This window comes from Amycolatopsis ponsaeliensis (genome assembly GCF_030182635.1).
Taxonomy (GTDB): domain Bacteria; phylum Actinomycetota; class Actinomycetes; order Mycobacteriales; family Pseudonocardiaceae; genus Amycolatopsis; species Amycolatopsis ponsaeliensis.
The window spans coordinates 82,797-96,362 of the sequence record NZ_JAPZLD010000043.1 but is presented as its reverse complement, the minus strand read 5'-3'; the positions used below and the strand labels follow the sequence as shown (position 1 = coordinate 96,362).

Genomic DNA, 13,566 nt, shown 5'->3' with positions numbered 1-13,566 from the left:
CGCCACCGTGGGGTGGCCACCCGATACGACAAACTCGCGGTTCGGTACGAGGCCACTGTCCAGATCGCCGCGATCAACGAATGGCTCTAACCGACTTCGATACAGGCCCTAAGCCGCTCGCCGTCGAACCCCTGATGCGGGTCGTCCACGGAGAGCTACTCGACGGTCATTCACGCTCGGCCGATTGCCTCGGCCGCCTCCCTCGATTGGCCTGCTCGAGCGTTGATCTCGGCATGGACTGCGTGAGCCCGCGCACGGACGGCGCAGCTCGAACCCCGATGAGCGTCGACCGTCGCCGCCCGGACGATCTCCCGTGCCAGTCGATGGTCTCCCGTGGCATAGAGCGTCACCATGGTGTGGCTCGTCCGGATCATCGCGGAGGCTCCGATCCATCACGCCACTGGCAGCCTGAGTCACCTCCGCATAGAAGCCCATCGCCGTCTCGTCGTCACGCGTCTCGAAAGCCAAGCGGGCAGCGAGCGTGAACGCCGCAGCCGCCGGCGTCGGCAATTCTACAGAGCGCCCACCGGACTGCGAGCCGAGCAGCCGACACGCATCGACAACGGGGGCGAGCTGAAGCTGCAACCTGACGAACGGCTGCGCGCCCACCTGTCGGTCGACTGAAACAACTGCGTCGCGCAGGCTCGGAATCACCTCGTCGAGATTCGATCGCCCCCGTTCGTTACCCGCCACGCTCACGCGAGCAGCGGGCTGCAGCAGCATCGCCAAGTCGGAACCCTCGGCCCCGACGCAGGTGGCGATTACCTCTACGATCTCCTGAATCCGCGACGACGCCACGTCGACATACCGGAACGCCTGCAGGAGGAGCCCGAAGTCCGACCCCGTCCCCAGCTGGACCTGCCCCGCCGGGGTGCAGGCGTAGACGTGCGCCAGGACGACCCGGTAGCGCTCGCCCGGGTTGGTTCCGTCGTCAACGCTCTCCCGCCGGGCAACGGCACGCCGGATGCTTGAACGCTGGCTGGCAGCCAGGGACGCCATACCCAGCTGACGCGCCGATTCCTGCAGCGCACGCGCCAGGTCGGCCTACGACCAGCCACGCGAAACGCGCAGCCGGCGCAGAATGCGCGCCCCGGTCTGCCTGCCTGTAGCCACGGTATTCAGTACACCATTCGACGAGGTCAAAGCGGAACGACCAAACGCGGTTTGCCCTGTTCAGCTGCTTAATTAAGCGTATACCAGGTGCCTTGGGCCTGATTCGTGCCGCGCGGAAAGCCGATCACCAGTTCGCTGCGATCCACCATCCACCGGTTCCGCGCGTGGTACGCGGGACTGCCGAGGTGCCGCACCACACTGGCGACCAGCACGGCCAGCACGGCCGCCTCGGCACTGGTGTCCGCGGCGCGCCGCCGCATCACCGCCGTCGACTCCAGCAGGACCGCGACCACCAGCCCGATCCCGACGAAGCTGGCCAGCTCGAGCACGTCGACGACGCCCGCGACGGCGAAGGTGTGCCGTGGAGACACGAAGTAGAAGTCGGCGAGCAGGCAGGCGATGACCACGGCGCCCAGCGCGACCGGCAGCCCGCCCAGCAATGCGGCGCCGACGCCGGACCGCGTCAGCAGTCTGAGGAATGTCATCGTCGACCGAGGCCGGCTTCGCGAGCTTTGACGATGACTTCTGCCCTACCAGTGCAGTGGAGCTTGCTGAAGATACTGGAAACCCGATTTCGGATGGTCTTGTCACTCAACATCAATTGCTGTGCGATCTGCGGCTTGCTGCGACCACCCGCGACGAGATCCAGCACCGCCCGTTCGCCGTCCGTCAGTTCCGGGAACACGTGCGACGGCAGACGTGGGGCGTGGCTCGCAAAGAACCGGATCAGCCGTTGCGCCACACCGGACCCGAACACCGTGTCACCATCTGCGACTGCTCGGATGGCCCGCAGGACGTCGGCCGCTTCAGCTTCTTTCAAGAGATAACCGCGAGCGCCCGCCTGCATCGCTTCGAACACGGCGTCCTCGTCGGAAGACATCGACAGCACCACGACCGCCACATCCGGATTGGCCTCCGCTATCGAGCGCGTGGCGTCCACGCCGTTGCACCCCGGCATCGCCAGGTCCATCACGACGACGTCCGGGGACAACCGGCTCGCCATTTCCACGGCCGCGACGCCCGTGGCGGCTTGACCCACCACCTCGATCCCATCGAAGGCATCGAGCAGGGCACACAGCCCTTCGCGAAACACGGGATGGTCGTCCGCGACCAGAACCCGAACCCGCTCCATCGTCATCCTCCCCCGCCTACCGGCAAGCGCACCCGGACCCGGGTGCCGACGTCGACGGAAGATTCGATTGCACACGTCCCGCCCAGCTCGGCGGCGCGCTCACGCATCGAACTCAGGCCGACGCCATCCGGGGCGATCCCCTCCACCCCGACACCGTCGTCGGCTACCTCCAGCTCCAGCCCGTCGCCGAACGAGATCTCCACCGTGCAGTACCGTGCTTCGGCGTGCCGCAGCACATTCGTGATGGCTTCCGTCGCGATCCGGTACGCCGCAACCTCGACGGCCGCGGGCAACTGCGGCAGTTCGACCGCGGCCCTGACTTCGACCGCCACCGCGCTCGTCGCCGACGTACCTGTCCCCTCACCCTCGCCGAACCGGGCGACATGCTGACGAATCGCCTGCACCAACCCGACCTCATCGAGTGCCGGTGGACGCAACCCGTCGACAACCCGGCGCACCTCGACGATAGCGCGCTTGACGTCCGTCTTCAGTTCGTCGAGAACAGGCCGAGCCTGCCGCGGCCGGTCCAGCAGCAGTTCACCGGCCGCCTCGACCTTGAACGCCACGCCGGCCAACGTCGGCCCGAGACCGTCGTGGAGATCCCGGCGGAGCCGGCGCCGTTCCTCTTCCCTGGCCGCGACCAGCCGCTCGCGCGACCGCTGGAGATCGCCAGTGAGCCGGACTGCGTGCACGGCGATGCCCGCGTGCCTGGCCAAGTCCCGCAGCAGTCGCAGATCCGCAGGCGAGAACACCTCGCCGAGCGCGCGTGGCCCCACGAGCAGACGTCCGAGCGGGCGGCCCCGATAGGTCAGCGCGAACTCGGCCGGTTCTCCCCGCAGCTCACCTCGGACGCACGCCGGTTCCCACCTCCCGTCGCGCCGGAGCTCGATCGAAACGTAGGGCAGCTTGAGGGCTTGACCGACCGTGTCGACGATCGTGGGCAGCACGTCGTCCGTCGGCATCACGGCTTCCAGTCGGCTCCCCAGTCGTGACACCACCTCGAACGGCTCTCCGCGCTGGCCGTACAGCATTCGGTCCACCGCTCGCTGCAGACGGCTGCGCACCGGCGCGAAGAACGCCGCCACGAGTGCCGAGGCCACGAACGACACCGCAAGTCCTGACGCCTGTTCGAAGACGGCTCCCATCAAGGTCACGGTCAGCACGTACGTCGCGCCGACGCAGGCTGTCAGGGCCGCATAGACGATGGACCTGTTCACCAGCCGATCGATGTCGTACAGCCGGTAGCGCAGCACCGCCATGCCGATCGCGCCCGGCAGGAACCACAGCAGGACGTTCGCCGCGGCGCGCTCCCACGTGTCCACCTGGTGCACAGCGGGAACCAGCCAGGCGAGCGCGACCAGAGAGCTCGCGTATGCCAGCCAGGTGAGCTGTGACCGCTCGTCGCCCCTCGCACGTCTGTAGCGCAAAACGGCGGAGATCGTTACAGCGAGCAAAAAGAGGGGAAAGAGCTCGAAGACCACCGGCAGGGCCGCACCCGACATCTGCCCGAACCAGCCGTTCAGCGCTGCAGCGCCATCGACGGGAGGGCCGTTGTACATCCCCCCGCCGAGCGAAGCCAGGCACGTCAGCAGCAGCCACCACCAGCCGGTCGCCCAGGCCACCGGCCGCCACCGCTGGTCCGGCAACTGACCGTCCGGAAACAGCAGCACCGTGAAGAGCAGGGTCGCCAGCGGAATCGTCCAGATCCAGTTTCCGAGCCAGCCGATGACGTGCAGGGCAGGCGCGGGGTGCGTCGAGCCGTAGTGGACGTAGTTGAACGCGAACTCGTCGCCGGTGATCGACAACCCGCTGAGGAGCATCAGCATCCCGATGCGGTTGCCAGGACGCCGGACGGTGATCAAGGCGCCGACCAGCGAGATCGGGAGCCCGAGCAGGGTGTAGGCGTAGTGTCCCGCCCACGCGGCGACGCTCCGGTCCGGCCGAGTGGCCACATCGAGGAGGAACGTCCCGACAGCCAGTCCGGCCGAGAGCAAGAAAACAAACCACACCAGCTGTGTGTTCATCCTGCCCGGCCGACCGAAAGGCCGCATCTTCCGACGATTTTCCCGCGCCAAAAACATCTTCCACTCCCGCCCCGCGACGAGCATACCGGGTCCCCTGGTGGCAGGGACCGCCATGTGCCGGAACGAGGGACGGATTGTCCCCTCCTTTTCCCGCACGAAGTCGGGACTCAACTCCCCTGACGACGGGACACCGCAGGCGCCACTCTTGTCCTCGTCACCGCACGAGATCGAGCTTCGCCGGCATGGACCGGACGCCGAACGAAACATCGGCTTTCCTTCGCTCGAGCGATTGTTCCGATCGTCGGTGACGACCAATTCCCACGATTTCTGAAAATCAGGAGAATACGATGCCGAGTTCAGTCTTGAAGCGATCCCTCGTGACGGTCGCCGGCCTGGCCCTCGCCGTGACGGGCGGCCTCGCCGCCACCACGACGGCGGCTCAGGCAAGCACGACGGGGGCCGACTCCACGGAACAGGTGGAGGCGGGACCGTTCTCGTTGCCCTACCAGGGCTCCAACGCGGACGTGCCCACCTGGCTGTTCGGGCCGACGACGATCTGTGTCCAGAACGTCGGCAACGGCTCGGGGGCCGCGCACCTGGTCGGTCGGGCCGGCGGCGAAACCTACCTGTTCCCGGGCCCCCACGGGATCGCGTGCGCGTCGTGGTGGGGCTGGGGAGTGCCGGTGAACGTGCAGAACGTCTGGGCGTCGCCGCTGGCCGCGTGGAGTTCGTGAGCGCGAGGCTGCCTCGAGGATCGGAACCGCGAGTCCGGAACCCGAGCAGCTGACGGTGAAGTGGTAGATCTCGGCCTGACGGACGTAGCGCGAGAGAGCACAGCCGGAATGCCGCGGCCGGGGGGCGGTGGCCGCGCTCGTCAAGCTGGCCGCCGTTGGGACGTGACCACCGTGGCCGGGTCCATCAGGACCCGGCCACCCCTGCCCTCCAGGCCTGTTCGCGGCCGGACATCCGCTTGCGCCGCTGCTGTTCCGGTACTGCCGAGAACGGGTCGATCAACCGATGTCGACCGCGTCCTGTATCGCCATTGACAGCGGCAGGCCGGGCTCGGGCGTCATGTCAGCGCTCCAGCCCGCCTTCTCGTGAGGATCACCCTCCGCGGGCCACGAACCTGCTCAGCGGCCACACCTGGACCGCGACGGCTCCACCGCGAGCGATCGACGTGACCGCGAAGTGTGTTCGTGTTCGATACACTGCGATCATCGGGTTCGTCATCGTGGGGGTGTCACCGTCGATCCGTTGTCGTCCGCCTTGGTCACTGCCCTTGGGGCCACGTTCGCCGCGCTGCACCAGTGGGCCGTCGAACGCGGTGCCGACCGGCTCGGCGAACAGCGCAAGCTCCGTGCCCTGGGCGACCCGGCCCGCCAGCTGCTCGCCGCCGAAGAGGATCTGGCCGATCTCCGGCGGGTCGAGTTCGCAGCGCTGTCCGACGGCGACTGGCAGGCCGCGCTCGACGCCGTGGCCGCCGCCCTGGTCGCCGCCGACGTCGGCGGTCTCGTGCGCGGCGATCCCGCCGTGCTCACCGACGAAACCCGGCTGAAGTCGCGCACCGCCGCCGCGGGTCGGCCTGCGCTCTCCTCCGCCGCATTGGGGCCGGACGGCGTCGAGGCGTTCGACCGGCTGCTGACCGAGTGCTGCCGGCGGATCGCGCGGCGCGCCCGTGCGGTCGACGAGGTGATGCACGCGGTCCAGGCCACGATGGCCGGGGAAATCACCCAACTGCGGCGTCAAGTGGAGAGCCTCGGAAACCAGCCCGACCGCCGGGCCCGGTCCGCCGCGGACGCGTTCGAACGGCACTATCAGTCCTACTTGGCCGGCTCGTACGCGACCTTCGAGCTGTTCCAGGTCGGCCCCGGCCGCGCCCCCGCCCGGCACTCGTTCGCCGAGTTCTACTCCGTGCCCTCGGTGGCCCGCCGCTCCCTCTCGCCCGACGACACCGCCCTGACCGGTACCGGCACCGACGCGGCGCACGCGCTGGCCGCCGACCGGCACGTCCTGCTCGTCGGCGGCGCCGGTGCCGGGAAGACCACGCTCCTGCAGTGGCTGGCCCACACGGCCGCGACCGCCGCCCTCGGCACCGAGACCGAGGGCGAGGGCGAGGGCGACGACCCGTGGGGCGACGTCGTGCCGTTCTTCGTCCCGTTGCGACAGTTCGCCGACCGGGAGCTGCCGGAGCCCGAGGACCTCGTCCGGGTGAGCGCGCCCGCGCTCGCCGGCGAGAAGCCCGCGGGCTGGGTCAGCGCGCTGCTGCGCTCCGGCCGGGCCATGGTGCTCGTCGACGGGGTCGACGAAGTCCTCCAGCCCCGCCGCGAGGTCGTGCGCCGCTGGCTGGAAGGCCTGCTGCGGGGGTACCCCGAGGCCCGCTATGTGATCAGCACCCGGCCCTCGGCGATCGACGAAAACTGGCCGTCGGCCGGTGCTCCGCTCCCCCGTCACGAGCTGCTGCCGCTGAGCGGCCGGGGCATGCGCGAGCTCGTCGCGCACTGGTACGCCGCGGCGCGGGCGCTGGAGACCGACGACGTCCAGCGGGGCTGGCTGACCGGCTGCGAGGAACGGCTCGGCGAAGCGCTCACGGCCCGGCCGGACGTGCGAGGCCTGGTGTCGAGCCCGCTGCTCTGCTCCCTGCTGTGCGCGCTCTACCGCCGGGAGAACATGTACCTGCCGCAGAGCCGCAAGGACCTGCTGGACCGGGCGTTGCAGCTGCTGCTGGGCGAATGGGACACCCGGCGCGGCGTCCAGGTCGAGGACGAGCTGCGGATGTCGGACAAGGAGAAGATCATCCTCCTGGAGCGGTTCGCCGCCCCGATGGTCCGCAACGCGGAGCTGCTGGTGCACCGCGACGACGCGACGAAACGCTTCGGCCGTGCGATGTCCGGCCTGCGATCCCAGGGCGTCGCGCCCGAACTGGTGCTCCGGCACCTGCTCGAGCGCAGCGGCGTCCTGCGGGAGAACGAGGCCGACCACCGGATCGCGTTCGTGCACCGGACCTTCCGCGACTTCCTCGCCGCGGGCGAGTTCGTCAAGGCGGGCGAAATCGGCTACGTCGTCGAGCACGCCCACGACGACGCGCTCAACGAAGTCGTGTTCATGGTCGCGGCGCAGGCCCGGGCCGCCGAAGCCGGCGACCTGCTCGCCCGCCTGCTGGACCGGGCGGGCCGGCGCGGCACCCGCCGCGACCGCGAGGTCGCCGACCGGCTGGTCCTGCTGGCGGCCGCGGCGCTGGGGCACGTCGACGTCATCGAGCCCGAGCAGGTCCGCACCGACGTGCTCGCCGCCGTGCGCGGCCTGATCCCGCCGGCCGGGTTCGACGAGGCCGAGATGCTCGCCAAAGCCGGCTCGTTCGTGATCGACCTGCTGCCCGGGCCCGGCGAGATCGACGAGCTGGCTGCGCGCACCGACGACCGCCCCGACCGGATCGCCGCGTACGTCATCCGCGCGCTCGCCCTGATCGGCGGCGAAGAGTCCTGGGAAAAGATCCGGATGTTCAGCGGCACCCACCGCCGGTCGGTCATCAACGAGCTGCTGCGCGCCTGGCGATACAACGAATACTCCGAGGAATACGCGGCGACGTCGCTGGCCAACGTCGAGTTCGGCGACTACCTGCTGGAGGTGCACCGCTGGGACGTCCTGCGGCGGCTGCACCACCTGCGGACCCTGAAGGCGATCCAGCTGGTCGGCGACGTCCCCCTCGACGACCGGGCGCGCGGCATCCACCCGCTCCCCCGGCTGCACGCGCTGCGCCACCTCGAGCTCAAGTCCAACGACGTGGTGGACGACCTGGACGAGCTCGTCGACTGCACCGGCCTGCGGTCGTTGTGGATCTCCGGGTTCAGCAGCGCGCTCAACGACCTGTCGGCACTGGCCCGCATGGGCGTCACGGACCTGCGGCTGCACGCAGGATCCCTCGAAGCCATCACGGCGCTGCGCACGCTCGACGGCACCCTGCTGCCCCGGCTGTCCTTGCGCCACCGCAAGCTCTCGCAGGGCCTGGACGTGCTCCCGGAGGGGCTGCGGGTCGGCGAGCTGGAGGTCGCTGTGCGCGCGGACCAGCGCAACCTGCGCGGCATCACCCGGCTCGCCGAAGTCGAAGCGGTCTCGATGGCCGGCATCCCGAGCGTCGAAGAGGTCAGCGAGCTGGCCGCGCTGCCGACCCTACGCCGCCTGGCGCTCACCACGACCGAGCCGGTCGGCGACCTGGTCCGGCTGCGGCGCCTGGGCCCGATCCGAGTTGAGCTCCACGGCGTCCCGAAGGCCCAGGAAGGCGCGGCGCGGGACGCGCTCCCCGAAGCCGACCTCGTCCTTTACGCCGACGACGTCGTGCAGCGCTGAACCGCCGGCGGGCGGGAGGGTCAGCGGGGAGACTGCGCCGCCAGGTAGCCGGTCACCCGGATCCGCAGGTCACGGACGTCCACCACCGCGACCGTGAAGCACAGGACCGCGCGATACCCCGCCGTCGGAGCGGCCTGCCCGGCCGGACCGGTGAAGTAGACGAAGCCGTCCTCGCCGTCGCGGTGCGGTGGCGCCCAGCCAGGTCCCGGCCGGCTCGCCGCTCGCCCATGCCAGTACGCCGGCGCCTTCATCACCTCACCCAGCGCCGCCCGCAGACCCGGCAAGGACGTGTCGAGCACGCCCAGCCCCCGGCCCGGCCACACGCGCGGCAGTTCACTGGCCGCGGTCAGGTCCTCGGTCGGCGGGCTGAACCGGAAGGTGACCTCGTCACCCTGGATTTCCGCGGCCCACTCCTGCATTTCGCGGGTGGCGGCAATGATCATCAAGAGATTATCGCCCCACCTCGCCCGCTTCGGCAGGCCAGGGCCGGTCCGGACATTTCAGCGCTCGGCGGCGTCCCAGGAGTGCCCCGCCAGCAGATTGCCCACCCAGCGCACCGCGACAGCGCACAGTGCCGCCTCGTCCCCACGGCGATGGACGACGACCTCGTCATCCCGCCACAGCATCAGCGCGATCGCACCACCGGCCGTCGGAGTCAGGCCGATCGTCCAGCGCCTGCCACCCGCATGGACGATCCGCTCGGCCGTGGCCCACCACCCTCGCGAGCCGGACACACTCCACTCCGGCAACCCGGCCAGCTCGGCGACCGACGCCACCACGAGCGGCGCGCGAGAGTTCCCGCCATCCATGCCGACAACTCTCGCATAGCGGAACACTCTGCACCGCCGACACGTCGCATTCACCTCATGTTCATCTCCTGGTCGTTTGCCGGGGCACCCCACCACCCTGACGGCCCCAGTCGGCAGGAAGGCTCGCGATGAGCACCCGGCCCTGGACACACTGGCCACCGAAGGAGCCATCGCCGGATGTCTCCGCCGACGCAACGCCATTGCCGCCACGAACTCCACTTCGCCGTCAACTCCGAGACGTGCGGAGATGCCCACGTCGTCGAGATTCGCGACGAGGTTCGTCGCGGTCCAGACCCCCCAGGAGGTGGTCGGATGCTCTGTGGCACTCAGGATGCGGATCCTGCGCCTGCTGTGCCCGGTGGCAGCGAGTGCACCAATACACGCCAGTCTAGGTGTACTGACCACGGAGGTTGGGTACGGGCGACACGTGATCGGATGATCTTGGAATAAGGGAGGGCCTCCGGGTTCGGTGTGGATTGCGACATCTGCACCGGCTACCAGGAGGCCCTCGTGTCCCACCGTAATGCCCCGCTGTCCGAGACCGGCAGGCTCCGTCTGGCCCGGTGTGTCGTGGACGAGCAATGGCCGCTGCGACGGGCCGCGGAGCGGTTCCAGGTCGCGGTCACTACGGCGAAACGCTGGGCCGATCGCTACCGCGCCGACGGTGCCGCCGGCATGACCGACCGCTCCTCGCGGCCGCGGACCTGCCCGCACCGGACACCCACCCGGCTCGAGCGGCGGATCATCAAAGTCCGGGTCCTGCGCCGGTGGGGACCGGCCCGCATCGCCTATCTGCTGGGGCTGAGCCCGTCCACGGTGCACCGGGTCCTGACCCGCTACCGATGTTCCCGGCTGGCTCATCTCGACCGGGCCACCGGCCGGCCGGTCCGCCGCTACGAGCACGACGCCCCGGGTGATCTGGTGCATGTCGATATCAAGAAGCTGGGCAACATCCCCGACGGCGGAGGGCATCGGGACACCGACCGCGCCAGCGGTCTGCGGAACAAGAGAGCCACCACCACGGCCCGCTCCCGCCACGGCGCACCCAAGATCGGGTCCAGCTATCTGCACAACGCTGTGGACGATCATTCCCGGCTGGCTTACAGCGAGATCCTGCCGGATGAGACCAAGGAAACCGCGGTCGCGTTCTGGGCCCGGGCGCAGGCGTTCTTCACCGCCGCGGGGGTCACCGTCGCGCGGGTTTTGACCGACAACGGGTCTTGCTACACGTCTCATCTCTGGCGCGACACGCTGCGCGGCGCGGACATCGTCCACAAACGCACGCGTCCTTACCGGCCGCAGACCAACGGGAAGGTCGAGCGGTTCAACCGCACCCTGCTCGAGGAGTGGGCCTACGCGCGCCCTTACCGCCCAGAACGCGAGCGACGGGATGCGTATCCGGGGTGGTTGCACACCTACAATCACCATCGCGGCCACACCGCGCTCGGCGGCAAACCACCCGCCACCCGCGTCCCCAACCTCACGGGTCAGTACATCTAGGTGTGTCCCGCCCCGGGTTTGATGGAGACATCGAACACCCGGAGGATTCACGGTCATGGCGGCACCACGGAAGTACCCCGAGGAGTTACGGGAGCGGGCCACGCGGCTGGCGGTCGAGGCCAGGCGAGACCCGGCCTCGGCCGGCGGGCTGCGTGGCCTGCGCCGCGACAAGGGCCCGCGCACGACACGGCCGGCACCGGAGACCGGAAGGCCGACTGACCTGGTGAAACGTGACTTCACGGCCACGCGCGTGAACGAGATGTGGGTCGCGGACATCACCTACGTGCGCACCGCCGCCGGCTGGGTCTACGCGGCGTTCGTGCTCGATGTGTTCTCCCGCGTGATCGTCGGCTGGCAGGTCGCCACCAGCCTCTACACGGATCTGGCGCTGGACGCGCTGCAGATGGCGATCTGGCGCCGCCAGGCCGCCCGCGCCGACCTGACCGGGCTGGTCCACCACAGCGACCGCGGCGTGCAATATCGAGCGATCCGCTACACCCAGCGCCTGGCCGAGGCCAGCGCCGTCGCATCCGTTGGCAGCAAAGGAGATTCCTACGATAACGCGATGGCCGAGGCGTTCAACTCGTTGTATAAGGCCGAACTCGTCCGCAACAAGGGTCCCTGGCGCGGGCTCGACGACCTGGAAATCGCGACCGTGGAGTACATCGACTGGTACAACAACCGGCGCCTGCACGGCGAGCTCGGACACGTCCCGCCCGCCGAGTACGAGGCACTTCACGCGATGACCCACCCGGTCACCGCAACCCTGGAAACCAGCTAATCCAGTCTCCATCAAACCCGGGGCTTGACAGTGCGCAGGTAACCGCACACCTAGACTGCGCTACGACCTGGCGTGCCCGCGGCTCGCTACGAGCGCGCCTGTGCGGGGCGTACCGTTCCCACGAACCGTTCAGTCGTCGAGCGCCTGGTACACCGACGTCCAGAAGTCCCGGTGCAGGCCGGAGACCGCAGGGAACTCGCCGCGTTGCGTCAACAGGATCCCGGTCAGGTTCTCCGCCGGGTCCGACCACCACGACGTGCCAAAGCCACCGTCCCAGCCGAATCGACCTGGGCTGCCGGATAGCTCGTCGCGGCCGGTGATGACTGAAACGCCGAAACCCCAGCCGCGGTTGTCGAAGTAGCCGGGGAAGAAGCCGGAAGCGGCTTTCTGAGCCGGGGTCAGCTGGTCGGTGATCATGGTCAGAACCGTGGGCCGCGACAGGATGCGCTCCTGTCCATGCCGGCCGAGACTGAGCAGCATAGTGGCGAACGCGAAGTAGTCGTCGACGGTGCTGAGCAGACCGGCGGAGCCGGACTGAAACGCGGGTCGCCTGCTCCACTGTCCGCCGAGCGCCGGGTCGAATGGCGAGATGTCGCTCGCGCCGGGATCGGCGAGGTAACCGGTGGGCAGCCGGCCGATATCGGCATCCGGGACGCTGAACCCGGTACCCCGCATGCCGAGCGGCTCGAAAATCCGTTCCCGTAGGAATTCCTCCAGCGGCTGGCCGGTGGCACGGGCGATGAGAATGCCGAGAATATCGGAACCTGTGTTATAGAGCCATTTCTCGCCCGGTTGGGCCATCAGTGGCAGGTCGCCGAGCCGGCGTAGCCACTCGTCGGGCGCAGGCCTCTTGGCGGGTCCGGGCGGGCCGCCCGCGAGTCCGGACTCGGCCGCCGCGGCGGCGATCGGGTATTCCTCGGAGGCTCCGTTGGCTGTACCGAAGCCGTTTCGGAACGTCAGCAGGTCGCGGAGTGTGATCGGCCGGCGCGCCGGGACGGTGTCCGTCAGCTGGGCGTCGAGCGCGGTGAGCACCCGCCGGTTGGCCAACTCCGGCAGCAGCGGGTCGACCGGGTCATCCAGCCGCAGTCTGCACTCCTCGACGAGAATCAGCGCTGCCACCGCGACGACCGGCTTGGTCATCGACGCGATCCGGAAGATCGCGTCCCGGCGCATCGGCCGGTCACCGCCCAGATCCATGGTGCCCAGGACATCCACGTGCACCTCGCCGTGCCGACTGACGAGAGTGATAGCGCCGGGCAAGGCGCCACGCTCGATGTGTCTGGACATCACGTCGTGCAGTCGCTGTAGCCGTCGTGCGGACAGCCCAGATGTTCCCGTGGATGCCATCAGCGATCTGCTCCATCGACGAGGGCAGGCGGCGGCAGACACACGGCCCGAGCCGCGACGATGGCGCGGGACAGGTTCGCGAGCGCTGCGTCGTCGTGCAATCGGGTGGCCGGGTGGTAGATGCGTACCTGCACCCGGCGCGCCGACGGCGCGTTCGTGAGCAGCCGCACCAGGTTCTCCCGTACCTCGTAGCGTCTGGAAACGATTCCAGGATTCGCCGAAATCCAATCACCCGGTGAACGCCATGTCAACCATCCGTCCTGGGGCGGTCCCCGCGACACATTGCTGGCCCACCACCTGCTACCGCGTAGTGGCTCGGAGTTCGCCGATATTTGGGTAGGCCGCTGCCGTCAGTGGAGTGCCGGGTGCCGAGCAGGAGCCGTGTGGTGTCGGGCTGTCGCTGCGGGCTCCCGCAGAGCGGGGAAGGGAGACTCGGATGGCGGGTCCGGTGGAGCGTCGATCACGAGGCGCGCCGGGTAAACGACAACAGAAACGACGAAGGAGTCCCGGGTCCCA

The 13,566-nt window shown here is 69.2% G+C and carries 12 protein-coding genes; 5 read left to right on the top strand and 7 right to left on the bottom strand.

From position 1 onward, the window contains the following. Window positions 1–351 precede the first annotated feature (351 nt). A complete protein-coding gene (locus tag QQ657_RS43680; protein ID WP_284748262.1) occupies window positions 352–624 on the top strand; it encodes a hypothetical protein in 273 nt (90 codons plus the stop codon). 557 nt (window positions 625–1,181) lie between these two features. Here the strand turns inward: QQ657_RS43680 and QQ657_RS43675 are convergent. The 3 genes from QQ657_RS43675 to QQ657_RS43665 are packed head-to-tail and all read right to left on the bottom strand — an operon-like array spanning window position 1,182 to window position 4,353. Further along, window positions 1,182–1,598: a DUF4118 domain-containing protein gene (locus QQ657_RS43675; protein WP_284748261.1), complete on the bottom strand. Its 417-nt coding sequence runs from the start codon at window positions 1,596–1,598 to the stop codon at window positions 1,182–1,184. Further along, entirely contained in the window at window positions 1,595–2,251 is a 657-nt protein-coding gene (locus QQ657_RS43670) for a response regulator transcription factor (protein WP_434056839.1), read from the bottom strand. The genes QQ657_RS43675 and QQ657_RS43670 overlap by 4 nt, the downstream gene beginning before the upstream one ends. Continuing rightward, a complete protein-coding gene (locus QQ657_RS43665) occupies window positions 2,248–4,353 on the bottom strand; it encodes a sensor histidine kinase (RefSeq protein WP_284748260.1) in 2,106 nt (701 codons plus the stop codon). Before QQ657_RS43665 ends, QQ657_RS43670 begins: the two co-directional genes overlap by 4 nt. Window positions 4,354–4,616: 263 nt before the next feature. Here QQ657_RS43665 and QQ657_RS43660 point away from each other — a divergent pair, with 263 nt between their 5' ends. Beyond that, the gene (locus tag QQ657_RS43660; protein ID WP_284748259.1) at window positions 4,617–5,003 is read left to right on the top strand and encodes a hypothetical protein; all 387 of its coding nucleotides are present in this window, start codon (window positions 4,617–4,619) and stop codon (window positions 5,001–5,003) included. Between the two features lie 520 nt (window positions 5,004–5,523). Then, window positions 5,524–8,613, top strand: a complete 3,090-nt coding sequence (locus QQ657_RS43655; protein WP_284748258.1) for an NACHT domain-containing protein — start codon at window positions 5,524–5,526, stop codon at window positions 8,611–8,613. 20 nt (window positions 8,614–8,633) lie between these two features. Here QQ657_RS43655 and QQ657_RS43650 read toward each other — a convergent pair whose 3' ends face one another. Further along, a complete protein-coding gene (locus QQ657_RS43650; RefSeq protein WP_284748257.1) occupies window positions 8,634–9,056 on the bottom strand; it encodes a hypothetical protein in 423 nt (140 codons plus the stop codon). Window positions 9,057–9,113: 57 nt separating this feature from the next. After that, window positions 9,114–9,422, bottom strand: a complete 309-nt coding sequence (locus tag QQ657_RS43645) for a hypothetical protein (RefSeq protein WP_284748256.1) — start codon at window positions 9,420–9,422, stop codon at window positions 9,114–9,116. Window positions 9,423–9,932: 510 nt separating this feature from the next. On the opposite strand from QQ657_RS43645, the gene QQ657_RS43640 reads away from it, so the two are divergent. Together QQ657_RS43640 and QQ657_RS43635 are read left to right on the top strand one after the other, a co-directional pair. Next, complete coding sequence (locus tag QQ657_RS43640; protein WP_284748264.1) at window positions 9,933–10,922, top strand: IS481 family transposase; 990 nt, start codon at window positions 9,933–9,935, stop codon at window positions 10,920–10,922. A 55-nt stretch (window positions 10,923–10,977) separates the two neighbouring features. Continuing rightward, the gene (locus QQ657_RS43635) at window positions 10,978–11,703 is read left to right on the top strand and encodes an IS3 family transposase (RefSeq protein ID WP_284748255.1); all 726 of its coding nucleotides are present in this window, start codon (window positions 10,978–10,980) and stop codon (window positions 11,701–11,703) included. A 129-nt stretch (window positions 11,704–11,832) separates the two neighbouring features. Here QQ657_RS43635 and QQ657_RS43630 read toward each other — a convergent pair whose 3' ends face one another. Then, complete coding sequence (locus QQ657_RS43630) at window positions 11,833–12,990, bottom strand: serine hydrolase domain-containing protein (protein ID WP_284748254.1); 1,158 nt, start codon at window positions 12,988–12,990, stop codon at window positions 11,833–11,835. 59 nt (window positions 12,991–13,049) lie between these two features. Next, window positions 13,050–13,220, bottom strand: coding sequence for a hypothetical protein (locus tag QQ657_RS43625; protein ID WP_284748253.1), 171 nt, complete (start codon window positions 13,218–13,220; stop codon window positions 13,050–13,052). Window positions 13,221–13,566 lie beyond the last annotated feature (346 nt).

Bases quoted from the DNA above. Each gene is read 5' to 3' on its own strand.
- QQ657_RS43650 (WP_284748257.1), bottom strand. From the start codon at position 9,056: ATGATCATTGCCGCCACCCGCGAAATGCAGGAGTGGGCCGCGGAAATC.
- QQ657_RS43675 (WP_284748261.1), bottom strand. From the start codon at position 1,598: ATGACATTCCTCAGACTGCTGACGCGGTCCGGCGTCGGCGCCGCATTG.
- QQ657_RS43680 (WP_284748262.1), top strand. From the start codon at position 352: ATGGTGTGGCTCGTCCGGATCATCGCGGAGGCTCCGATCCATCACGCC.
- QQ657_RS43635 (WP_284748255.1), top strand. From the start codon at position 10,978: ATGGCGGCACCACGGAAGTACCCCGAGGAGTTACGGGAGCGGGCCACG.
- QQ657_RS43670 (WP_434056839.1), bottom strand. From the start codon at position 2,251: ATGACGATGGAGCGGGTTCGGGTTCTGGTCGCGGACGACCATCCCGTG.
- QQ657_RS43665 (WP_284748260.1), bottom strand. From the start codon at position 4,353: ATGCTCGTCGCGGGGCGGGAGTGGAAGATGTTTTTGGCGCGGGAAAAT.
- QQ657_RS43630 (WP_284748254.1), bottom strand. From the start codon at position 12,990: ATGTCCAGACACATCGAGCGTGGCGCCTTGCCCGGCGCTATCACTCTC.
- QQ657_RS43645 (WP_284748256.1), bottom strand. From the start codon at position 9,422: ATGGATGGCGGGAACTCTCGCGCGCCGCTCGTGGTGGCGTCGGTCGCC.
- QQ657_RS43660 (WP_284748259.1), top strand. From the start codon at position 4,617: ATGCCGAGTTCAGTCTTGAAGCGATCCCTCGTGACGGTCGCCGGCCTG.